Consider the following 21,847-nt stretch of genomic DNA (forward strand, 5'->3'; position numbering starts at 1 on the left):
GGAGCTCGATCCGCGCCTGGTGGTCTACGACTGCATGGACGAGCTGGCTTCGTTCAAGAAGGCGCCGCGCCAGCTGCTGCAGCGGCGAGTCGGCGCTGCTCAACTGGCCGACCTGGTGTTCGCGGCGGGCCCAGCCTGTACGAGGCCAAGCGCCACGCCATCCGAGCAGTGCATGCTTCCGAGCAGCGTCGATGTCGAGCACTTCCGCCAGGCGCAAGGCGCCATGGCAGTCATCCGGCGCAGGAGGCCATCCCCCATCCGCGGCTCGGCTTCTACGGGGGTCATCGACGAGCGCGTCGACTCGAGCTGGTGGGGCGCTGGCCGACGCCATCCCGACTGGAGTGGTGGCTGGTGGACCGGTGGTGAAGATCAACGAGGACGACCTGCCGCGCCGGCCGAACATCCATTACCTCGGCCAGGGACTACGCCGACCTGCCGGCCTTCCTCGCAGGCTGGGACGTGTGCCTGAATGCCGTTCGCGATCAACGAGGCGACCCGCTTCATCAGCCCGACCAAGGTGCTCGAGTACATGGCTGCCGAGCTGCCCATCGTCAGCACCCGATCGCGGACGTGGTGGGACCCTACGGCGGGATGGTGGCGATCGCCGACGGCGCCGATGCATTCGGGGCGGCCTGCGCCGCCGCGGCTCGCGCTCGCACCGTCCGACCGCGAGGCCAAGGCGGCGGCAATGCGCGAGCAGGTGGCGCGGGGCCTCGTGTGGAGCGCACGGCCCAGGCGATGGCGGCCCTGCTCGACGCCGCGCCTATGCCAGGCCGCGCAGGGCGACGAGGAAGCCGCCAGCGCGCAGGTGGCCAGGCCGGCGCTCGCCTGAGGACCTTGCGGACGGGCTTGCCGGGGGATGCATCATGGGGCGTGGCGAGCATGGTGGCGGCGCCCGGCGGCCCTGCCGGCGCGCTTGCTCGCTGCGCTGCTGGCCATGGCGCCGCTCCAGGCGCCACAGGCCGGCACGCTTGCAGCGATGCCCGAGTCGCCGCTTGAGTCGCCGCTCGAATACCTCTCGCGTCGAGCGAGATGCCGCCCCGCGATGCCGACACTGCGCAGATGCCGACGGGCCGGCGCCGGTGCGGGCCGCCACCAGGGCGGCTTCATCGGATCAGCGGCCATGGCCGGGGGCCTATCTGTTCGGCACCGTCCACGTCGGTCAATCGTCGTTCTATCCGCTGGCGCCGGAAGCGCAGCGCGTGCTGGCCGGCGCCGATCACCTGGTGGTCGAGCTCGACACGGGCGCGAACGAGTCCTTTACGCAGGCGGTCGCAGGCATGGCGCTATCCCGACGGCGGCAACATCGCAAGCGCCTGGCGCCGGACACCCTGGCGCGCTTGAGCGACGCCCTGCACGCGGAAGGCGTCAGCGTGGCCAGCATGGCCACCTGAAACCCTGGCTGATCGCCAACCTGCTGCTGAGCATGCGGCTCGAGCGCGAAGGCTTTCGCCGCAGCGAAGGCGTCGAGGAAAAGCTGCTGACGCAGGCGCGCCGGCGCGGCATCAAGGTCGTCCAGCTCGAGAGCGCCGATACCCAGCTGGCATTGTTCGACAGCATGAACGACATCGAATCCGAGCGTTACCTGCGCGAGACGCTCGACGGACTGGCGATGGCAGCGTGCTGCGCAAGGCGGGGCGGATCATCGAAGCCTGGCGCAAGGGCGAGCCCGCCGCGCTCGACGCGCTGCTCGCGGAGGCAACGGCAGGCGGCACGACGATTGCCGACTTCACACGGCGCAAGCTCCTGGGCGGCGCAACGCGGACATGGCCACCCACATCGACGACTTGATGACCCACAGCGGTGGCGTGATCTTCGTGGGCGTCGGCTTGTTGCACCTGCTGGGCGACAACGGGCTGCCGCCTTGCTCGCGCAACGCGGTTACCTGGTCGAAAGGGTGTATTGAGCGGACCGCGGAGGGCTGCGTGCCGGCGCGTTGAGTGTGCGGACCCTTGCCCACTGCGGGTCGGCTCCCCCCGTGCTTTCCACGTGCCCGCATCGCCGTCCGCGAGGCCCTTCCTGCGTCACACGGAAACGCTTCCGACGCATGGCTTGGACCTGGCCCGAACCTTGGCCCGGGCTGTGGCCGCGCCATGCCCTCACTACTGGATGGCGCCGCCGCTGATGGTCACGCGGTCGCCGCTGCGAAAGGCGGGAGTGGTCTCCTGGGTGACGATCTCGGTGCTGCCGTCGTCCATGCGCAGGGTAACGCGGTAGACGCGGTTCCGAGTCTATCGAGCCGCTGGCGCTGCCGCCGACCGCCGCGGGCCCCGGCGCCGGCGCCGCTGATGCCGCTGGCCGGCCGCGGCACGGTTTCGATCGAGACCCACGGTGGCGTTCGGGCTCGCGCTCGCCGCGGTGGCGCTGCCGGCGCTGGTGCTGCCCTGGGCGCTGCCGGTGGCGGAATCGCTGGTGGCGCCAGCTGCGCCGGCTTCGCCCATGCTGCCCGTGGGCCCGGTGCCCGAGCTGCCGGAGGTGCTGGACTGGTCGTAGCCGCTCTCGAGGTGCCGGAACTGCCTGAGGTGCGCTGGTGCCGCTGGTGCCGGAGCTGCCCGAGGAGCCGGACTGGTCGTAGCGCGATGCCGAGGTGCCAGAGGTTCCGGACGTACCCGAGGAACCCGACGTGCCTGAAGAGCCCGAGGAACCGAGGAACCCGAGGACCCCGAGGACCCCGAGACCCCGAGGAGCCGCCGCCCGGCCTCCCGAGCCGCTCGTGCCGGTGCCTTCGCCGGTGCCCGACATGCCGCCGGGCCGCTGTGCCGTCGCTCCGCTGTCGAGCTGCCGCTGGCGCCTTCGCCACCGCGCCCATGCCATGCTGGAACAGCCGGCCAGGCCAAGCGCTATGGCCAGGAAGCCCGCAGGACCACGCTCTGTTGTTTTTGCTTCATGATCGACTCCTTCGTTGGATTTTGTCAGTGGGTATGCGTGACGATGTCGTCTGCCACTCGGGTAAGAGGCGCAAACGGGCACGACGTTCCAGCTGACCCGAGTTGGCACTGAGCCAAATCAAGCCATACGAGAAGGGCGAAACTCAAGTGTTTCCGGCGGCTCAGCCGCGTTCCAGCTCGGCCCTGGGCAGGACCATCCACAGGATCGCGCAGGCGACGACGGCGGCGCTGCAGTCGACCAGCCAGTCGTGCACGTCGGCACCGCGGTAGGGGAAGAAGCTCTGGACCAGCTCGTCGATGGCGCCCATTACGGCGATCGCGGCCACGCTCGAGCGGCTGCGTGCGGCGGCGCTGCCGCGTCCGGCCGTGAACACAGCAGGGCCAGGGGTCGCATAGGCGGCCGAGTGCAGGACCAGTCCCGACGCATACTGGCCGACATCGGCGCGGGCGCCGGGAATCGAGCCGGCGACCACGATGGCGGCGAACATCGCGATCGCACAGCCATAGCGCAACTTGCGCAGGCGCGGGTCGAGAAGGAGGAAGTACAGGACGGGAGGCATGGTCGACAAGCTGGCAAAATGTCAACCATACCATGCCCGCGACCGCGCATCCGCACGATCGCCGCTGGACGGTAACGAGGGGAGCGAAGCTCAGATGCTCAGCGCGGGCTCGCCGTTGGCGTACTGGGCGTCGAAGCAGCTTTCGCACTCGGCGCAGAAAGTGGGCCAAGCGTACCGAGGTCTGGGCAACACGAGTTTCAGGTTGCAGCGTTGGCACTTGGGACAGATTTCGCGCACGCTGCCGAAGGTCAGGAGGGTCAGGGGAACCTGCTCGCCGTCCAGGTGGTCGATCACGACCAACGGGTTCAGCTCGCGGAGAATCAGGTTGTCGGCGCCGTCATGGCAACGGCGGCTGGAGAAGGCTGAGGGGTATGCTTGTCAGGATGTTGAAAACTCATCGGTCCGGCTCCCTTCTGTCTGGTTGGCATGGCAGCGTGCGTTGCCGATACGCGCGAAGCGCACCGACGACACGTGCGAACTTCATCATAGTCAAATGCCCACGGTGTGCAAGGTCTCGGTCGGGACTTCGCCTCGGAAGCCCACAAAAAAATGCCCGCCAGGAGAGAAGTGGCGGGCAAACCCAAGATCGGGCCAAGAGACGATGTTCGGTGGGTGTGCGACGCGCGGGGCGCCACACCGGTCTGCAATCACGCATATCGGTTGCGTGTACTGCAGATGAATTCAGTATAGGCAGGGTTTGTGACGCAGGCATGACACAGCGCAAGCAACGACGCGATGAACTGAACGGTCCGCTAGAGGAATGGTCGAGCACGTATGCTGGGTTGTCCGTGCTACGGGAACCAGTTGTTTGAGGAAGACGAACGATATGGGCAAAAAAAAAGCCCGCTGTTTGCGCGGGCTTAAAACTATTTTCTTGGAGGAGAATAGTGGAGACAGGTGCATTATGCTGCGTTGCGATATATATGTCTAATTGCAAATACAGATACCTGACATGCGCAGTGTGAATATTGTTGGGTTGCACTGCTTGTTTCCATAAAAGGATCAGTCGCGTACCGGCACCGTATAGTTCAGCGGCATGCGTCCGCCGTCGGCGCACAGGGTCTGGCCGGTGATGTAGGACGCATCGTCGCTGGCCAGGAAAGCGGCGATCGCGGCCACTTCCTCGGGCTCGCCGCAACGGCCCAGCGGGTGTGCGCGAGAGGATGGTGTGACGCGCTTCCGGACTGCCCAGCACGGCCTGCTTGGCCAGCTCGGTGAGGATGGTGCCGGGGCCGATCGCGTTCACGCGGATGCCGTGCTGCGCCAAACTGATCGCGGCCACGCGGTGAGCTGGTTGACGCCGCCCTTCGATACCACGTAGGGCACCTGGTTCGGGATCACCAGTTCCGCGTTCACGCTCGACATGTTGATAATGCAGCCGCTGTTGCGCTTGACCATGTCGCGCGCCGCCGCCTGGCTGCACAGGAACATCGATTTCAGGTTAATGCGCAGCACGCGGTCGAAGTCTTCTTCAAGCAGGTCGAGGAAGTCGGCGGCATGGGTCACGCCGGCATTGTTGACCAGGAGTCGATGTGGCCGAAGGCCTCGATGGTGGCGGCGAACAGGGCGTCGACATCGGACTTCTGGCTGACGTCGGCACAAAAGAAGCGGGCGGCGTCGCCCAGGGCCGCGGCCGCAGCCGCGCCTTCCGGACGCACGTCGGCCAGCATCACGCGCGCGCCTTCGCGCACCAGGCGCTGGGCAGGCCAGGCCGATGCTGGCTGGCGCCGGTCACGAGGGCGGTCTTGTTGGCAAGTTTCATGGCTGGTCTTTCACGGATTCAGAAAGCCATGATTGTACTGCCCGTCCCCTCAGATCATGATCGGATTGTCGGGCAGTTCGTTGGAGCGCTCGCCGTTGGCCGGGAAGTGTTCGCGCAGCAGCGAATTGACCTGCTCGATCGCGGTCAGCGAGCCTGGTGGAAATCGCCGCGCCGGAAGCCCTCGGTCATGGTGCGGCACACGCCTTGCCAGGTGGCGGCGTCGATCCTGCGGTCGATGCCGCGGTCGGCCACGATGTCGACCTTGTGGTCGGCCAGGTTCACGTAGATCAGCACGCCGCAATTGTCCTCGGTGTCCCAGACGCCATAGTCGGCGAACAGGGCGAGGGCGCGCTGGCGGTTGGTCACGCCGTCCCAGATCTCGTCGGTGGGCAGGGCTTTCTCGACGATGAAGCGCACTTCGCCGCGGTGGGTGCGTTCGCCGGCGGTGATGGCCTCGGCCACGGCGGTGAGGGTTTCATCCGGGAAGGCGCGCTGCGCGGCGGCCTTGGTGCTTCGCCAGTGGCGCAGCACGCGTCCCAGGCGTTCGCCGAACGATCCTTGCGTTGCTTTCGTCATTACCAGTCTCCCGAGCGCGCCGCCGCCGTCGAAGGTGCCGCCGCCGCGGAGAAGCCGCCCCCGCCGAATCCGCCGCCGCCCGAAAAGCCGCCGAAGCCGCCACCGCCGCCCGGCCCATGTTGCCGATGATATTGCCGAGGATGAAACCGGTGGCGCCGCTGCCCCAGCCGCCGCGCGACAGGCGCGTGCGGCGCGGGCGGAACATCGAGCGCACCAGCATGAAGCCGAATACCAACATCAGGATACCGAACATACCGACCCCGCCTCCATCGTCGTTGTTCCCCGCCGGCGCTACCTGCTGGGCCGGCGCGGGAAATCGCTCCGGTTCAGCAGCGTGGCAATGGCGCCCACGCCTGCGACCAGGCCCTCGTAGTAATGGTTTTGCCGAAAATGCGGCGCGATCGTGTCCTGCAGGATGCGCTTGCTCTGGGCGTCGGTCAGCACGCCCTGCACGCCGCGTCCGGCCTCGATGCGCAGGCGCCGCAGCGAGCTCGGATTGTCGCGCGCGACCAGCAGCAGCACGCCGTCGTCCACGCCCTTGCGGCCCAGCTTCCAGGCGTCCGCCACGCGAATGCCGAACTGCTCGATCGCTTCCGGCTCGGTCGACTTCACCAGCAATACGGCGATCTGGCTGCCGGTTTTCGCCTCGTAATCGGCAAGTACCGCCTCCAGGCGCTGGTGCTGGCTGGCGTCGAGCATGCCGGCTTCGTCGGTCACATGGCCGGCCAGGGGCGGCACTTCCTTCAGCTGCGCCTGGGCCGGTCCGGCCAGCATGCAGGCCAGCGTAGTGGCCAGCACATACAACCACAGCGTGCGCAGGATCGTCATCGCGTGCCGGCCTTATTTGCCGAAGTCGACCGTCGGCGCGGTCGAGATCGCTTTTTCGTTCTCGACCGTGAACGAAGGCTTGGCTTCGTAGCCGAACATCATGGCCGTCAGGTTGGTCGGGAACTTGCGCACGGTGACGTTGTAGTCCTGGACCGAGGCGATGTAGCGCTGACGCGCCACCGTGATGCGGTTCTCGGTGCCTTCCAGCTGCGACTGCAGGTCGCGGAAGCTGGTATCGGCCTTCAGGTCGGGGTATTTCTCGGACACGGCCATCAGGCGCGACAGCGCGCCCGACAGTTCGCCCTGCACCTGCTGGAATTTCTGGAAGGCTTCCGGATTGTTCAGCACTTCCGGCGTGATCTGGAAGCTGGTCGCGGCGGCGCGCGCGCGCGTGACCGCTTCCAGGGTCTCGCGTTCGTGCGAGGCATAGCCCTTGACCGTGTTCACCAGGTTCGGGATCAGGTCGGCGCGGCGCTGGTACTGGTTGACGACTTCGCCCCAGGCCGCCTTGGTGGCCTCGTCCTTGGTCTGGAATTCGTTGTAGCCGCAGCCCGAGAGCAGCGAACCGGCCAGCAGGGCGCGGCCAGGATGCGGGCCCAGCGCGAGAAGAGGGAAGACGTCATCATGTTCTTGTCCATACGAGTTGTCGAATGAATAAAAATACCCCAAGACCATATTTGCCAGTCGCACGGCCGTGCCCGGCGGAGGCTGCGGTGCGGCCGACGGGTACAATATTGGGTTTGCAATGACACTGTTACAAGGGCCCGACGTGAATTTCATCAATAAGCTAACCGCAGCCTGGACCCGCAACGATTCGCTGCTGTGCGTGGGGCTGGACCCCGACCTGGCGCGCTTTCCCGCGCACCTGAAGGATACGCCGGACGGCATTGTCCGCTTCTGCAAGGCGATCATCGACGCTACCGCCGATTTGGCATGCGCCTTCAAGCCCCAGATCGCCTACTTCGCCGCGCTCGGCGCGGAAGACCAGCTCGAAGAGATCTGCCGCTACCTGCGCGAGACCTATCCGCACATCCCGCTGATCCTCGACGCCAAGCGCGGCGACATCGGCGCCACCGCCCGCCAGTACGCGCGCGAGGCGTTCGACCGCTACGGCGCGGACGCGGTGACGGTCAATCCCTACATGGGCTTCGATTCGGTCGAGCCCTACATGGAGTGGGCCGACCGCGGCGTGATCGTGCTGTGCCGCACCTCGAACGCGGGCGGCTCGGACCTGCAGTTCCTCGACGTCGGCGGCCAGCCGCTGTACCAGCACGTGGCGCGCCTGGTGGCGGAGAAGTGGAACCGCAACGGCCAATGCGCGCTGGTGGTGGGCGCGACCTTCCCGGAAGAGCTGGCCCAGGTGCGCGCGCTGGTCGGCGACATGCCATTGCTGGTGCCGGGCATCGGCGCCCAGGGCGGGGACGTGGCCGCGACCGTGCGTTCGGGCGGACCGCGAACGGGGCCGGATGATGATCAATTCGTCGCGCGCGATCCTGTACGCGGCGCCGCAGGAGGGCGAGGATTTCGCGGCGGCGGCGCGGCGCGTGGCGCAGGAAACGCGGGACGAGATCAATCGGTATCGGGGGTGATTGGGTTTCCCGTCTCGAAGCATGTGGCGCTGTTGCGTGGGCCGTTAGCGGTCTTTTGAATCCGCGTGGGCTCGAGAGCCCACCCTACGGGAGACGCTATTGGCGAGCTCTACCAGGGTTTCGTATGAACTCGCCTGGAACGCCTCCCGTAGGGTGGGCACCTGTGCCCACGCGGATCATGCGAACCACTAGCCGAACAGGCAACAGCCTCACGCCGCCCGCACACCGCACGCACTGAGCTCAATACCGCTCCGGCGCAATCATCTCCACGTAGTCATACAGCGCCCCCAGGATTTCCTGCGCGCGCTCGTCCGCCGTCTCCGACAGCGCATCGATCTCGCCGAACAGCTGGTCCACCGTGCGCGCGTTGCCGGCGCCATCGTAGAGCCGCGCCGCGCGGTGTTCTTCCCAGCGCTGCATGTCCGCCTCGCTCAGGGTGTGCGGGAAGTTGCGGGCGCGGTAGCGGAACAGGAGGTCGGCCAGGCGCTCGTCCTCGAAGGAGGGGCGCATGCCCGCCAGGCGCTCGGGCGATTCGCCGCGCAGCGACTCCAGCTTGCGCCGGTCGCCATTGCTGACGAAGCCGCCGTACAGGTCCTCGTCGACGTCGACCTCGGTGTCGCTGCTCGCCGCCGGCTTCTGGAACACCTGGGCCCAGGTCGCGGCCATGCTCGGACCGCCCTGGGCCAGCTGGGCGTGGCTGCGCTGCTGCGCGAGATCCATGCCCCAGCGCTCGGCCATCGTCACGCTCAGGGTCTTCAGGTTGCCGACCAGCATCGGCGACTTGTTCAGGTGCACGCTTTTGATCGGCAGCCGCGTGACGCCTTCGGGCAGCTCGCTGCTGCGCGTGAACATGCGCAGGCGGATCGTCTCGACGTCGAGCCCGAACAGTTCGGACGGATCGTGGCGGCAATCCCAGACCAGGATCTCGTTCTTGTTGGTCGGATGCTGGGCCAGCGGCCACACCAGGGCCAGGCAGCCCTGTTCGGCCGGGAACATGCCCGACACGTGCAGGAAAGGCTGGCGCAGCGAGGGGTCGAGGTGCAGGCCCATCTCTTCGGCGACACGGTCCTTGCGCCGCAGTTCCAGGCAGAAATCGAACAGCTTGGGTTGCTTGCTGCGGATCAGGCGCGCCAGGGCGATGGTGGCGCGCACGTCCGACAGTGCGTCGTGCGCCGATTCGTGCGCCAGGCCGTTGGCGGCGCTCAGGTCTTCGAGGCGGAAGCTCGGCCGGCCGTCCGGATGGCGCGGCCACGCGATGCCGTCGGGACGCAGCGCATAGGCCATGCGCACCACGTCCAGCAGGTCCCAGCGCCCGCAATTGTTCTGCCACTCGCGCGCATACGGATCGATCAGGTTGCGCCAGAACAGGAAGCGCGTCACTTCGTCGTCGAAGCGGATCGTGTTGTAGCCGACGCCGATGGTGCCGGGTTCGCTGAAGGAGGCTTCGACCTGGCGCGCGAATTCGTGCTCGGGCACGCCCCGTTCCAGGCATTGCTGCGGCGTGATGCCGGTAATCAGGCAGGACTGCGGATCGGGCAGGTAATCGTGCGCCGGCTGGCAATAGAGCATGACCGGCTCGCCGATCTCGTTCAGTTCGGCATCGGTGCGGATCGCCGCGAACTGCGCCGGGCGGTCGCGGCGCGGCTGGGCGCCGAAGGTTTCGTAGTCGTGCCAGAGGAAGGTGTGGGTGCTCATCGAAGTCCGTGTGTCAGGGTCCGCACGGATTGTCGGGGCGCCGCCCCGATCCGTCAACCGCCCGGCTCACAGGCTCACGCAATTGCGTCCGGCTTCCTTGGCGCGGTAGAGGGCGGCGTCCGCGGCTTCGATCAGGGCGGTCTCGTCGCCGTTCGGGTCGAGCATGGCGACGCCGAAGCAGGCCGTCAGGTGCGGCATCGGCACGCGCATGTCGGGGAACAGCACGACCTCGCGCATCTGCTGGCACAGGCGGTCGGCCACCATCCGCGCCAGCTCGCCGCTGGTGTCGGGCAGCACCGCCAGCAGTTCCTCGCCGCCATAGCGCACCGCAAAGTCCGACGGGCGCAGGCCATCGCGGATGACGTTCGCCGCCGCACACAGGGCGGCATCGCCGACCAGGTGGCCGTGGGTGTCGTTGAACTTCTTGAAGTTGTCGAGGTCGATCATGAGCAGGGCCAGCGGGCTGCCCTGGGTGCGCGCCCGCGCCACCAGCTTCGGCAGCATGTCGGCCAGCCAGGTGCGGTTGTACAGGCCGGTGAGGGTGTCGTTCAGCGACAATTGGCGGTAGAACTCACCGAGCTTCTGGCGCCGGCGCAGCAGGGCATTGGCGGCGCGGATGCGGAAGGACAGCAGGCGCAGCAGGTTGCGCGCCACCGCGTTCGAGTGGTCGATCAGTTCCCAGGCCAGGTCCGATTCGATCACCAGCAAGTGGCTGTCCTCGACCGCGCGCACGGCATCGAGGTTGACGGCGTCGTCCAGCACCGATTGCTCGCCCACGCTTTCGCCGGCCAGGATGCGGTTGACGCTGCCGTCCGACGCGCCGGCATGGCCGTCGGTCTCGACTTCCAGCATGCCCGAGAGCACGATGTACAGGCGCGCACGGACCGTGTCCTCGATCGGTTCGCCCGCGCTCACCCGCACCACCTCGCAATCGGCGAGCGCGCTCGCCGCGGCGGCCACGTCGGCGCCACGAAACAATTGCAGGTCCTCGACCTGGTAGCCCGACTGTGCAAAGTTACCGATGTGTTCCAAGACGAACTCCTCCGCGTGGTGGCTAAGACATACACATTGCATGATAAACCATGATTGTGGCTAGTCTGACTGGTGTTTCGGAAACATCGGTGTTCCAATAGCGGCCATGCATCCATCCCACACCCATCTCGTCGACGCGCTCGGCGTTGCCCATGTTCCCGCGCCCGGTGCGCGCATCGTTTCGCTCGTCCCTTCGATCACCGAACTGCTGTGCGATCTGGGCCTGGCCGGGCAAGTCGTCGGCCGCACCGGTTTCTGCATCCACCCTGCGCAGATCGTGCAGGCCATCCCGAAGGTGGGCGGCACCAAGGACGTGAACGTCGAGAAGATCCGCAAGCTGGCGCCGACCCACCTGGTGGTGAATATCGACGAAAACGAAAAGCCGACCGTCGAGGAACTGGCCCGATTCGTGCCGAACATCGTCGTCACCCATCCGCTGGCGCCGCGCGACAACCTGGCGCTGGCACGCCTGATGGGCGGCATCTTCGGCGCCACCGCGCAGGCCGAGGCCTGGTGCGCGGCCTTCGAGGCGGAACATGCGGCGCTGCAGGCGCAGGGGCGTGGCCCGGAACGCACGGTGTTGTACTGCATCTGGCAGGATCCGTGGATGAGCGTTTCGCGCGACACCTATATTGCGCGCATGCTCGGCGAGCTGGGGTGGAAGGTGCCGGACCTGGGCGAGGCGCGTTATCCGCGTTTCTCCTGGTCCGACGCGCTCGTGTCCGGGCTGGACGCGGTGCTGCTGTCGACCGAACCCTACCGCTTCACGCAGGCGCACGCGGATGCGCTCGAGAAGCAGGTCGGCATCCCGGTGTTCCTGGTCGATGGGGAGATGATGTCCTGGTATGGCAGCCGGGCACTGGCCGGATTGCGCTACCTGCGCGAGGTGAGGGGTATGGTCGAGGGCAAGGGTTAAAGCGGCGCCCGCCCGGAAGCCGGGCGGGCGGACCTCATCTGTCGCGGGCGATCAGGAATCGGTCAGGTGCTTGTCGGCCAGCGCGTCGACCGCCGGGGCGGCATGGCCGTGGCGATCCTTGTCCTGCAGGCGGCCGAGGGTGCTGTCGAGGGCGCGCGCCAGCTTGGCGCTGGCGTTCTTGATCGACTGGCGCAGGTCGTCGGCGTGCTCGCGCACGACGACCGGCTGGTAGCCGCGCACGCGTGCTTCCAGCGTGCAGCCATTGCCGCCGTCGGCATGCTTTTCGCGGTTTTCATTGGTCAGGTGAACTTCGACGCCGGTCAGGTAGTCCTCGAAGCGGCCGATGGCGGCGCGCAGGACGGTCTCGACGTGTTCGTCCAGGCCCTGGTGGTTCTCGATGGTGCGGTCGGTGTTGACGTTGATTTGCATAAGTGGCTCCGTATTCATCTGTTCTGGAGCCGATCTTACTCTTTTTGCCATTTTCGGCGCGCCCGGCTGGCGTCGCTCAGGTCTTGCGCGCGCTTTTCTCACGCTTCTTACGCCTCCCGCGCTTCCTTCTCGTGATGAGGGAAGCGGTCCATCTTCGACAGCACCGGGAACAGCACGGCCCAGAGGCCAGTGACCGCGAGCGTCGCCGCGCCGCCGAGCAGGATCGCGCGCACCAGGCCGAACCAGCCGGCGGTGATGCCCGACTCGAATTCGCCCAGTTCATTGGACGCGCCGATGAAGACCGCGTTCACGGCGCTGACGCGGCCGCGGATCTCGTCCGGCGTCTCGTACTGCACCAGCAGGTGGCGCACGTAGACGCTGACCATGTCGCCGGCGCCGAGGACGAACAGGGCGCCCAGCGCCACCGGGAAGTGGCTGGTCGATCCGAGCGTCAGGACCGCCAGGCCGAACAGCGCGACGCCGCCGAACATCCAGGCGCCGACGCGGCGCCGGATCGGGAAGAAGGCCAGGGCAATGGAACAGAGCGCAGCGCCGGCGCCGGGCGCGGTGCGCAGCCAGCCGAGCGCCGTCGGGCCGGCGTGCAGCACGTCGTGGGCATAGGCGGGCAGCAGGGCGGTGGCGCCGCCGAACAGCACCGCGAACAGGTCGAGCGAGATCGCGCCCAGCACGATCGGGCGCGAGCGGACGAAGCGCAGGCCCTCGAGCAGGGTATGCCAGCTGGCCGGCTGCGTGCTCTTCGCCTGGGGCGCGCTCTTCGCCGAGGCCATCAGGGTCACCGACACCGCCAGCAGCAGCGCCGACACGGTGTACACGAAAGTCGGGCCGAACACGTACAGCAGGCCGCCCAGCACCGGACCGGCGATCACGGCCACGTGGAAGGTCGAGGAGGAGAGGGCGACGGCCTGGCCGAAATCCTGGTCCGGCACCAGGTTGCGCAGCACCGCCTGCGAGGCCGGCATCATGAAGGCGCGCGCACTGCCGAACAGCACCAGCACCGCGAACACCGGCCACACCACGCTGCTGCCGCTCCAGGTAAAGGCCAGCAGCAGGCCGCTGACCAGCAGCTGCACCAGCATGCACAGCACGATGATGCGGCGCCGGTCATGGCGGTCGGCCACGTGGCCGGCCCACAGGATCAGCACCAGGAAGGGCGCGAACTGGGCCAGGCCGATCAGGCCGAGGTCGAACAGGCTGCCGGTGATCTGGTAGACCTGCCAGCCGACGGCGACGCTTTGCATCTGGACGGCCAGCGTGCCGAGGAAACGGGCGGACAGGTAAAACGAGAGGTTGCGGTTGCGCAGGACGCCGAGGCCGCCGCTTGGGGACAACAGGGACATGGGAGGGAGCACATTACTGGCAAGAAGTTGCCAATTGTGCCTGAATCAGGACGGTGGTGCCGATGATGCGTCGGGTGGGCGGGGGCCAACATGACGCGGACGTCACGCGTGGGCACGTCATTGATGCCCCCGGCATCAATGACCCCACCCTACGCGGCTTATCCCTGCGCCAGGTCGGCCTCGGTCGTGAACGAATCGGCAAAGAACTCGTCCGCCGGCAGGCCGCACTGCGCCACGTACTCGCTGCGCGCGGCATCGACCATCACCGGCGCGCCGCAGGCATACACCTGGTAACCGGACAGGTCCGGGATGTCCTGCATGACGGCGGCGTGCACGTAGCCGGTGCGTCCAGTCCAGTTGTCCTCAGGCAGCGCGTCCGAAATGACCGGGATGTACTGGAAATCGGGCAGGGTCGTGGTCCAGGCCTGGCACAGCTCGTCCATGTACAGGTCCTGGGGACGGCGGCCGCCCCAGTACAGGCGTACCGGACGAGTTGATTTCAGGTGCATCAGGTGCTCGACCAGGGCCTTGACCGGCGCGAAGCCGGTGCCCGAGGCCAGCAGCACGATCGGCTTGTCGGATTCTTCACGCAGGAAGAAGGTGCCGAGCGGGCCTTCGAAGCGCAGGATGTCGCGCTCCTTCATGGCGCCGAACACGTGGTCGGTGAACAGGCCGCCCGGCAGGTGGCGGATGTGCAGCTCGAGCGGACGCTCCAGCGAAGGCGCGCTGGCGATGCTGTAGGCGCGGCGCTTGCCGTCCTTCAGCAGGAATTCGACGTACTGGCCGGCGCGGTAGGCCAGGGCCTCGTTGGCCGGCAATTGCAGGGTGACGATCGCCACGTCCGGCGCGGCGCGGGTGATGCTCTGGACCCGGGTCGGCATCTTGCGCACCGGGTAGTCGCTGCTGCCGCCGACCTCGCGCGCCTCGATCACCACGTCGCCTTCCGGCACCGCGCAGCAGAACAGCGAGAAGCCCTGCAGCTTTTCCTGCTCGCTCAGGGCGCGCTGCTGGTGCGGCTTGTGGGAGACGAGGCCGTCGACGACCTTGCCCTTGCACGAGCCGCAGGCGCCATTCTTGCAGCCGTAGGGCAGGCCGACGCCGGCGCGGATCGCGGCCGCGAGCACGGTTTCGTCGGACTCGCACGCGAATTGGTGGCCGCTGGGCTGGACAGTGATCTGGAACGTCATGTTTGGATTCTTGGAGATAAATAAACGCGAAAGATGGCTAGTCAGCGGAATGTGTATTCCGCTGCAATGGAAGTGGGCTATTTTACACGGCGCGTGCAGGAGGGGCGCCCGAGGCGCGGCCGCTCCGCGCATGCCGTCAGTTCGGCGCGGCTCGCATACAATGCCTGCCGTGAATACCAAATCCTTGAAACGGCCACGCCTGCTGCTGGTCGGCTGCGGCGACGTCGGCATGCGCCTGCTGCCGCTGCTCTCCGGGCGCTTTCGCGTCTTCGCCGTGACGCGCGACCCCGAACGCTGCGCAGCGCTGCGCGCGCTGGGCGCGGTGCCGGTCGTTGCCGACCTCGACCAGCCGGCCACGCTGGCGCGCCTGCGCGGCCTGGCCCGCCAGGTCGTCCACCTGGCGCCGCCCCAGCCCAGCGGCGCTCACGACCGGCGCACGCGCAACCTGGCCGCGGTGTTGTCGGCGGGCACGCGCCTGGTCTACGTCAGCACGACCGGCGTGTACGGCGACTGCGGCGGCGCCCTGGTGCACGAGACCCGCAGCGTGGCGCCGAAGAACGACCGCGCCCGGCGCCGGGTGGATGCCGAGCGCACCTTGCGCGCCTGGGCGCGCCGCACCGGCGGGCAGCTCTCCATCCTGCGCGTGCCGGGCATCTACGCGCTCGACCGCCTGCCGCTGCAGCGCCTGCGCGAGGGCACGCCTGCATTGCGGCCTGAGGACGACGTCTACACCAACCACATCCAGGCCGACGACCTGGCGCGCATTGTCGCGCTGGCGCTGTTTCGCGGCCTGCCGAACCGGGTCTACCACGCGGTCGACGACACGCGCATGCGGATGGGCGATTATTTCGACGCGGTGGCCGACGCCTTCGACTTGCCGCGCCCGCCGCGCCTGGCGCGCGACGCCCTGCGCGAACAGGTGTCGCCGGTGCTGCTGTCCTTCATGTCGGAGTCGCGCCGCCTGGACAACGGGCGCCTGGGCGAACTGGGTGTGCGCCTGCGCTACCCGGACGTCGCCGCTGCGCTGGCGCAGTGGCGGCTGGTAAAATAGCGACATGAAGGAAACCGATATGACCTACGAAGAATACCTGGATGAAGTGACGACCCTGATCGTCGAAAAATACGATCTCGACGACGAGGCCGCGATCAAGATCGTCGTCGATGCCCAGGAGCGGGGCTATTTCATTGCCCACGACGACCAGAAATCGATGCGCACCCTCGAGCGCGCCCACGACGACGCGCGCGCCCTGTTCAAGGCCAGCCGCAAGAAGTAAGCCCGCCACGGGCGCCGTCCGGCGTCCGCCCCATCGCCTCCATTTCATCTTTTCCGCCCGTCCGCGCGCCGGGCCGGCGCCGCCATGGCGTCCGTCTTTCCATCGACCCGGTTCGTGTTGCAGCCGTGCCGTGCCTACGCATCAGCGGCCAGGCTGGGCCTGCGCACGCCATGTCTGTCGGAAAACTTCCACATTTTCCCTTCTGTCTGTAGGGGAAATCCTACAGTTGCTTGAATAAAATCTAACTTTCCCATTATCATTACAAGCTTGAAAAATCACCGTACAAACGGTGCTGTTTTGCTCTGCAGAAGCAATTTCTTACGTTCAAAATGTAGATGTAAGAAATTACGCACGGAGTGTGATAATTAGAAAGAATTCGGAAATGCCTATCAGAAGACTGCCGGAAGGCTCAGCCTACGACCCAAATCGCGTCCTCGACGCCATCATCGCCAAACTGCAACTGAAGAACGACGCCGCCCTGTCGCGCGCGCTGGAAGTCGCACCGCCGGTGATCAGCAAGATCCGCCACAACACCCTGCCGATCGGCGCCACCATCCTGCTGCGCATGCACGAAATCAGCGATTTCAGCATTCGCGAACTGCGTGCGCTGATGGTCGCACCGGGTGCGGAGATGTCGGCTGCCTGAAAAAAGAGCCGGCTCGGGGCCGGCTCGATGAAGGGCAGGTCGTGCGCCATGCCCGATGCTTCATGTCCATGCATGTCTGTCGCCGTTGCGCCGTCCTGGCAGACGGCGCCGGCGGCTATCCCTGCCTAGCCCCGCCTCGGCAGGGCCCGCGCGACCTGGCTCAGGCAGCCAGGGGCGCCCGGCCGCACCAGGCGGTCTGCACCTCGGCAGCGGTATTGGCCGGAGCACGGCCGCACCAGGCGCTCTGGACTTCGGCGGCGGTATGCGCAGGCGCCCGGCCACACCAGGCGGTCTGGGCCTCGACGGCGGTATTGGCCGGTGCCCGGCCGCACCAGGCGGTCTGTACTTCGGCGGTGGTATTGGCCGGAGCACGGCCGCACCATGCCGTCTTCTTCGCGCCGGCTGCGGCCGGTGCGCGACCGCACCACGCGGTTTCCTGCGCCGCTTCCGGCGCGCGTCCACACCATGCGGTCCGGACCGCTGCCGCGATGGCGGTGACGGGCGAGCGTCCGCACCAGGCGGGCTGGCCCGCGCCTTCGGCAGCGGTGACCGGAGCGCGGCCGCACCACGCGGCCTGGGCGGCGGCGCTCGCCACGTCCTGGGGCGCGCGGCCGCACCAGGCGGCGTCGGCCTGCTTCAGGTAGGGCTCGCCGAAGGTCGACTCGTACAGTTCGCGCATGCGTTGGCCGGCCTGTTCCTGCACCGCGATGTCGTCCTCGCCGCGCAGGCCGATGTAGGGATAGTGATGCAGGAAGTAGCCGAAGGCCTGTTCGCAGTCGCTGGCGTACTTCATGGTGTCGAGGATGTGGTAGTGCCAGAAAGTGTCGACGTCCACCAGCGGCGCCGTTTCTTCGTTCGGGAAGGCTTTCATCAGGTACAGGAAGCGGCGGTATTCGGTTTCCGTCGCGTTCGCCCGTTCGAGCGACCAGCCTTCTCCGGACTCCTTGTGCATCAGCTTGACTTTAATCGGGTTCAAATCCAGGGCGGCGATCGCTTCGAAATCGTTATTCGCGTTCATGTTTCATCCTTTTGTTTTGGATACTGCGTCGTTATTGTGATTTGGTGTTCCCTAGGATGACGAAGTCGTGCTGACTGATGGTTTGGCCCTCCTTCTCGTCGAGTACAGTCTGTAGTGAAAAATGCCCGGTTTGACGCACCACATTGATGACCATTCTCTACCCCAAACTTGCGGAAATTGTTGATTATTCGCAAGTTGAGTGATGTCAAGCAATTGCGTGTCGCAAAATTCGCTACAGGCTTTCGAAGACCTGGGCGGGCCTGGGGGACGTGGGCGCTGGCTGGGACACGGAGATCAGGTTGTCGGCAGTCGGGATCGATACGTGGACTGTCGTGCCGGCGTTCGGCCGGCTGGTGATCAGGCATTTGCCGCCGAGGATGCGCACGCGCTCCTCGATACCGACCAGGCCGAAGGAGCCAGGCTTCTGGCTGCCGCTCCTGGCCAGTCCGATACCGTTGTCGCTGACCGTCATCGAGATCGACTCCGCGTCGAGCGCGAGCTCGACCCGCACGGCAGTGGCGCGCGCGTGGCGCGAAACGTTCGTCAACGACTCCTGCAGGATGCGGAACAGGGTGGTAGCGCAGCGGTCGCTCACATGTAATTCGCGGCCGTCGGACACCAGTTCGCAGGCGATCCCGGTACGGCGCTGGAACTCGGCGATCTGCCAGTCGACCGCGGCGGTCAAGCCCAGGTCCAGTACGTGAGGGCGCAAATCGTTGATGATCTGGCGCACGCTCTTGATGGTGGCGTCGATCTGCTCGAGCGTCCAGCGTGCCCGCGCATGCAGGCGCGGGTGACGGCGGCTGGTGCGCGAGGCCAGCAAGTCGGCCTCGATGCGCAGGGCCAGCAGGTTCTGGCCGAGGTCGTCATGGATCTCGCGCGCGATGCGCTTGCGCTCGTTTTCCTTGATGGTTTCGGCATGCGCCGCCAGGCGCCGCAGGTTGTCGTTGGTCTTCTGCAGCTTCGCTTCGCTGGCGCGCAATTCCTCCGTCATTTCCTCGGCCAGTCCGATGGCGCGGCGGCGCGAAGAACTCAGGGTCTGGAATAGCGCATACAGCAGGGCGGTACCGGTCGCTCCCGCCAGCATCGCCACCCAGGGCAGGTAGCTGTCGATTTCCGAATACATGCTGTGCTTGGCGACGCGGAAATCGATATCCCAGCCGCGTCCGCTCACACCCACCGGCAGCAGGGCGCGGAACATGTCCGGCTCGTGTTCGCGCGCCTGGGGCTGGTTGTCGAAGAACACGGTGCGCTGGTAGACGCCGGGCGGCCCGCCGAGCTCTTCGACCGGACTCAAGCCGGAAATGACCAGCCGGGTCGAATGCTTCGGCATGTTGTCCAGCACGCCTTGCGCCAGGCGCGAGACGCTAAAGCCGATGCCGACCGAGCCGATGTAGGCCGCGCGGCGCTGGCCGACGTCGTTCAGCGGCATGGCCGGACGGTAGACCGGCATGCGCATGCCCAGTCCGCTGGTGTGGGGCTTGATCGCCACCCGCGTGCCCGAGGTCGAGGCGTCGCCGGTGTCGCGCGAGTGCGCCAGCGCCAGGGCGACCGCGGGCCGCGCCTGCAGGTCGATGCCGACCCGGTCGGCGCGCGCCGTGCTCGGCTCGATGTAGGTCAGTACCGTGTATTCGGGACGGCGGCCAGCGGGCCGGATGCGGAAATCCATGCCTTTCGCGCCGAGCTCGCGCCGCAGCTGCGCTTCGACGGCGGGACGCTCGGCGTCGCTGAAGGTGCGCGCAAAATTGATCGTCTCGACGCCGGGGAAATGGTTTTCCAGGTCGAGGCCGGCGACGTAATGGCGGAATTCCTCGCTGGTGACCTCGTCGCCCGCGAGAAACAGGCTGGCGGTGCCGCGCAGCAGGTCCGCATAGCTCTTGATGCGGCTGTCCAGGATCGACTGGACACCGCGCGCCATGTGCAGGAAGCGTTCGTGGGCGTCATTCTCGATCGCGCTGCTGGTACTGATGTGCAGGCCGGTTCCGACGCCGAGCGACAGCAGGGCACCCAGCCAGGAGCCGAGCTTGATCGATGCGATTTTCTGCGCAAACTCGACCACGATCCCCATCTTTTCTGCTCCCAATCGTTATTCATTACTTCATTTTTGATTTCGATCAGAATCGCGCAGACGGACACGCCTGTTACCTATCAGTTCTGACAGGTTGCGTGCGGTTCGGTGGCCACATGAAAAATCCCGCCGCGGCGGGGCCGGGGCGGGATTGTGCTGTGGTTCTTGTTCCGGAGCGGAACCGGCTTTACTTGCCGCCCCAGCTGTCCTTCAGCGTGGTGACGCGGTTGAAGACCGGCTTGCCCGGTTGCGAATCGACGCGGTCGGCCACGAAATAGCCGTGGCGCTCGAACTGGAAGCGCTGGTCGGCCACGGCCGCGGCCATGCCCGGCTCGAGGTAGGCGGTGACGGTTTCCAGCGCGTTCGGGTTCAGCGCGGCCTTGAAGTCCTTGCCGCCGGCATCCGGCTGCGGGTCGAGGAACAGGCGGTCGTAGAGGCGCACTTCCGCTTCCAGGGCGGCGGCGGCGCTGACCCAGGTGATGTTGCCCTTGACCTTGTAGTTGTCCGCGCCCGGCGTGCCCGACTTCGAATCCTCGAAGTATTTCACGCGCACGGCGGTCACGTTACCGTTCTCGTCCTTGTCGTAGCCGGTGCACTCGACCACGAAGCCGTACTTCAGGCGCACGCGGGCGCCCGGCTGCTCGCCGACTGGCGGGGTGAAGCGGTGGTAGCCCTTGGTCGGGGTTTCCATGAAGTCTTCCTGCTCGATCCACAGCTCGCGCGTGAACGGGAAGCTGCGCTGCCCCATTTCCGGGTGGTGCGGGTGGACGGGCGAGGTGCACGCGACCGATTCGCCTTCCGGGAAGTTTTCGACGATCAGTTTCAAAGGACGCAGCACGGCGATCGCGCGTGGCGCCTTCGGGTCGAGGTCGTCGCGCAGCGCGCCTTCGAGCGTGCTCATGTCGATCCAGCCGTCGGCCTTCGAGACGCCGATGCGCTCGCAGAACAGCTGGATCGATTCCGGCGTGTAGCCGCGGCGGCGCAGGCCGACGATGGTCGGCATGCGCGGGTCGTCCCAGCCGGTGACGATGCCGTCGTCCACCAGCGAACGCAGCTTGCGCTTGGAGGTGACGACATAGGTCAGGTTCAGGCGCGCGAATTCGTACTGGCGCGGCACCGGGCGCTGGAAGAAGCCGCCTTCGGCCAGGGTCTCGACCAGCCAGTCGTAGAACGGGCGGTGGTCCTGGAATTCCAGGGTGCACAGCGAGTGGGTGATGTTCTCGATCGCGTCCGAGATCGGGTGCGTGTAGTCGTACATCGGGTAGATGCACCAGTCGTCGCCCGTGCGGTGGTGATGCGCGTGGCGGATGCGGTACAGGGCCGGGTCGCGGTTGGTCATGATCGGCGAGGACATCGCGTCCTCGCTCATCTTCGCGCGCAGGATGTGTTCGCCGTCCTTGTACTTGCCGGCCTTCATGTCGCGGAACAGTTGCAGCGATTCCTCGACCGGGCGGTTGCGGTAGGGCGAATTGGTGCCCGGCGTACCGAAGTTGCCGCGGTTCCTGGACATGTCCTCGGCGCTCTGGCTGTCGACATAGGCATAGCCCTTCTGGATCAGGTACTCGGCCATCTCGTACAGCTTGTCGAAGTAGTCGGAGGCGTAGTGCAGGAATTCCTCGCCGCCTTGCTCCCAGGTGAAGCCCAGCCACTTGACGCTGTCCATGATGGTGTCGACGTATTCCTGGTCTTCCTTCTCCGGATTGGTGTCGTCGAAGCGCAGGTGGCAGCGGCCGTTGTAGTCGCGCGCCAGGCCGAAGTTCAGGCAGATCGATTTCGCGTGGCCGACGTGCAGGTAGCCGTTCGGCTCCGGTGGGAAGCGCGTGATGACTTGCGGCATGCCGTCGCGCTTGTGGGTGCCTGCCGCCAGGTCGTTCTCGACGATGGCGCGCACAAAGTTCGACGAAGGCGCGTTCGCCGCCGCCGCGTTGTTCTTATCAATGCTCATGAAAGAAGGTGTCTGGATAGCTAAAGTTCCGGGCATTTTACCGTAGACAAGGGCGCCGCGGTCCGCCTATGTGGTG

Annotated in this window: 21 protein-coding genes and 3 pseudogenes; 10 read left to right on the top strand and 14 right to left on the bottom strand. The window is 66.6% G+C overall.

The window, feature by feature from the left end; all coding sequences use genetic code 11:
- Nucleotides 1-469 precede the first annotated feature (469 nt).
- The 5 genes and pseudogenes from ACFOPH_RS00005 (at nt 470) to ACFOPH_RS00025 (ending at nt 2,493) form a co-directional block, all read left to right on the top strand.
- Nucleotides 470-832, top strand: coding sequence for a hypothetical protein (locus ACFOPH_RS00005; protein WP_379732700.1), 363 nt, complete (start codon nt 470-472; stop codon nt 830-832).
- Between the two features lie 34 nt (nt 833-866).
- Nucleotides 867-1,549, top strand: a pseudogene (locus ACFOPH_RS00010) (TraB/GumN family protein); the annotation flags it as partial.
- Between the two features lie 71 nt (nt 1,550-1,620).
- Nucleotides 1,621-1,791: a hypothetical protein gene (locus ACFOPH_RS00015; protein WP_379738002.1), complete on the top strand. Its 171-nt coding sequence runs from the start codon at nt 1,621-1,623 to the stop codon at nt 1,789-1,791.
- Nucleotides 1,767-1,940, top strand: a complete 174-nt coding sequence (locus ACFOPH_RS00020; RefSeq protein WP_379732702.1) for a hypothetical protein — start codon at nt 1,767-1,769, stop codon at nt 1,938-1,940. The genes ACFOPH_RS00015 and ACFOPH_RS00020 overlap by 25 nt, the downstream gene beginning before the upstream one ends.
- 391 nt (nt 1,941-2,331) lie before the next feature.
- Nucleotides 2,332-2,493, top strand: a complete 162-nt coding sequence (locus ACFOPH_RS00025; RefSeq protein ID WP_379732704.1) for a hypothetical protein — start codon at nt 2,332-2,334, stop codon at nt 2,491-2,493.
- A 556-nt stretch (nt 2,494-3,049) separates the two neighbouring features.
- Here ACFOPH_RS00025 and ACFOPH_RS00030 read toward each other — a convergent pair.
- The 6 genes and pseudogenes from ACFOPH_RS00030 to ACFOPH_RS00055 form a co-directional block, all read right to left on the bottom strand.
- Nucleotides 3,050-3,448: a VanZ family protein gene (locus ACFOPH_RS00030; protein WP_379732706.1), complete on the bottom strand. Its 399-nt coding sequence runs from the start codon at nt 3,446-3,448 to the stop codon at nt 3,050-3,052.
- A gap of 90 nt (nt 3,449-3,538) precedes the next feature.
- Nucleotides 3,539-3,742 carry a hypothetical protein gene (locus ACFOPH_RS00035; RefSeq protein WP_379732708.1) on the bottom strand — a complete coding sequence of 68 codons (204 nt, stop codon included), beginning with the start codon at nt 3,740-3,742 and terminating at the stop codon, nt 3,539-3,541.
- Between the two features lie 708 nt (nt 3,743-4,450).
- Nucleotides 4,451-5,118: pseudogene (locus ACFOPH_RS00040) on the bottom strand (SDR family NAD(P)-dependent oxidoreductase).
- Nucleotides 5,119-5,354: 236 nt separating this feature from the next.
- On the bottom strand, nt 5,355-5,786 hold the full coding sequence (locus tag ACFOPH_RS00045; protein ID WP_379732710.1) for a TPM domain-containing protein: 432 nt from the start codon (nt 5,784-5,786) through the stop codon (nt 5,355-5,357).
- Nucleotides 5,787-6,077: 291 nt separating this feature from the next.
- The gene (locus ACFOPH_RS00050; protein WP_379732712.1) at nt 6,078-6,614 is read right to left on the bottom strand and encodes a TPM domain-containing protein; all 537 of its coding nucleotides are present in this window, start codon (nt 6,612-6,614) and stop codon (nt 6,078-6,080) included.
- Between the two features lie 12 nt (nt 6,615-6,626).
- Nucleotides 6,627-7,304 (bottom strand): LemA family protein, encoded by a 678-nt coding sequence (locus ACFOPH_RS00055; protein WP_379732714.1) that lies wholly within the window; start codon nt 7,302-7,304, stop codon nt 6,627-6,629.
- A gap of 79 nt (nt 7,305-7,383) precedes the next feature.
- On the opposite strand from ACFOPH_RS00055, the pseudogene pyrF reads away from it, so the two are divergent.
- Nucleotides 7,384-8,203: pseudogene (gene pyrF / locus ACFOPH_RS00060) on the top strand (orotidine-5'-phosphate decarboxylase).
- A gap of 240 nt (nt 8,204-8,443) precedes the next feature.
- Here the strand turns inward: pyrF and sbcB are convergent.
- Nucleotides 8,444-9,898, bottom strand: coding sequence for an exodeoxyribonuclease I (gene sbcB / locus ACFOPH_RS00065; RefSeq protein ID WP_379732716.1), 1,455 nt, complete (start codon nt 9,896-9,898; stop codon nt 8,444-8,446).
- Between the two features lie 66 nt (nt 9,899-9,964).
- Complete coding sequence (locus tag ACFOPH_RS00070) at nt 9,965-10,930, bottom strand: GGDEF domain-containing protein (protein ID WP_312552232.1); 966 nt, start codon at nt 10,928-10,930, stop codon at nt 9,965-9,967.
- Between the two features lie 106 nt (nt 10,931-11,036).
- On the opposite strand from ACFOPH_RS00070, the gene ACFOPH_RS00075 reads away from it, so the two are divergent.
- Complete coding sequence (locus tag ACFOPH_RS00075) at nt 11,037-11,846, top strand: helical backbone metal receptor (RefSeq protein ID WP_379732718.1); 810 nt, start codon at nt 11,037-11,039, stop codon at nt 11,844-11,846.
- A gap of 51 nt (nt 11,847-11,897) precedes the next feature.
- Here the strand turns inward: ACFOPH_RS00075 and ACFOPH_RS00080 are convergent, their stop codons facing one another.
- From ACFOPH_RS00080 to ACFOPH_RS00090, 3 genes are all read right to left on the bottom strand, one after another.
- A complete protein-coding gene (locus ACFOPH_RS00080) occupies nt 11,898-12,275 on the bottom strand; it encodes an HPF/RaiA family ribosome-associated protein (protein WP_379732720.1) in 378 nt (125 codons plus the stop codon).
- A gap of 107 nt (nt 12,276-12,382) precedes the next feature.
- Complete coding sequence (locus ACFOPH_RS00085) at nt 12,383-13,633, bottom strand: MFS transporter (protein WP_379732722.1); 1,251 nt, start codon at nt 13,631-13,633, stop codon at nt 12,383-12,385.
- Between the two features lie 158 nt (nt 13,634-13,791).
- Nucleotides 13,792-14,820 carry a CDP-6-deoxy-delta-3,4-glucoseen reductase gene (locus ACFOPH_RS00090; RefSeq protein ID WP_312552239.1) on the bottom strand — a complete coding sequence of 343 codons (1,029 nt, stop codon included), beginning with the start codon at nt 14,818-14,820 and terminating at the stop codon, nt 13,792-13,794.
- A gap of 160 nt (nt 14,821-14,980) precedes the next feature.
- On the opposite strand from ACFOPH_RS00090, the gene ACFOPH_RS00095 reads away from it, so the two are divergent.
- The 3 genes from ACFOPH_RS00095 to ACFOPH_RS00105 all read left to right on the top strand — a co-directional run bounded on the left by ACFOPH_RS00095 (nt 14,981) and on the right by ACFOPH_RS00105 (nt 16,740).
- Nucleotides 14,981-15,871, top strand: a complete 891-nt coding sequence (locus tag ACFOPH_RS00095; protein ID WP_379732724.1) for an NAD(P)H-binding protein — start codon at nt 14,981-14,983, stop codon at nt 15,869-15,871.
- A 19-nt stretch (nt 15,872-15,890) separates the two neighbouring features.
- Nucleotides 15,891-16,094 carry a hypothetical protein gene (locus ACFOPH_RS00100; protein WP_312554391.1) on the top strand — a complete coding sequence of 68 codons (204 nt, stop codon included), beginning with the start codon at nt 15,891-15,893 and terminating at the stop codon, nt 16,092-16,094.
- A gap of 382 nt (nt 16,095-16,476) precedes the next feature.
- The gene (locus tag ACFOPH_RS00105; RefSeq protein ID WP_312554394.1) at nt 16,477-16,740 is read left to right on the top strand and encodes a hypothetical protein; all 264 of its coding nucleotides are present in this window, start codon (nt 16,477-16,479) and stop codon (nt 16,738-16,740) included.
- Between the two features lie 160 nt (nt 16,741-16,900).
- Here the strand turns inward: ACFOPH_RS00105 and ACFOPH_RS00110 are convergent, their stop codons facing one another.
- The 3 genes from ACFOPH_RS00110 to ACFOPH_RS00120 all read right to left on the bottom strand — a co-directional run bounded on the left by ACFOPH_RS00110 (nt 16,901) and on the right by ACFOPH_RS00120 (nt 21,771).
- Nucleotides 16,901-17,758, bottom strand: a complete 858-nt coding sequence (locus tag ACFOPH_RS00110) for a glycine-rich domain-containing protein-like (RefSeq protein ID WP_379732727.1) — start codon at nt 17,756-17,758, stop codon at nt 16,901-16,903.
- Between the two features lie 232 nt (nt 17,759-17,990).
- Nucleotides 17,991-19,841 carry a CHASE domain-containing protein gene (locus ACFOPH_RS00115; RefSeq protein WP_312550253.1) on the bottom strand — a complete coding sequence of 617 codons (1,851 nt, stop codon included), beginning with the start codon at nt 19,839-19,841 and terminating at the stop codon, nt 17,991-17,993.
- A gap of 172 nt (nt 19,842-20,013) precedes the next feature.
- Nucleotides 20,014-21,771 carry a glutamine--tRNA ligase/YqeY domain fusion protein gene (locus ACFOPH_RS00120; protein WP_312550252.1) on the bottom strand — a complete coding sequence of 586 codons (1,758 nt, stop codon included), beginning with the start codon at nt 21,769-21,771 and terminating at the stop codon, nt 20,014-20,016.
- Nucleotides 21,772-21,847 lie beyond the last annotated feature (76 nt).

It is taken from the genome of Massilia haematophila (assembly GCF_042647645.1).
GTDB lineage: Bacteria > Pseudomonadota > Gammaproteobacteria > Burkholderiales > Burkholderiaceae_D > Telluria > Telluria haematophila.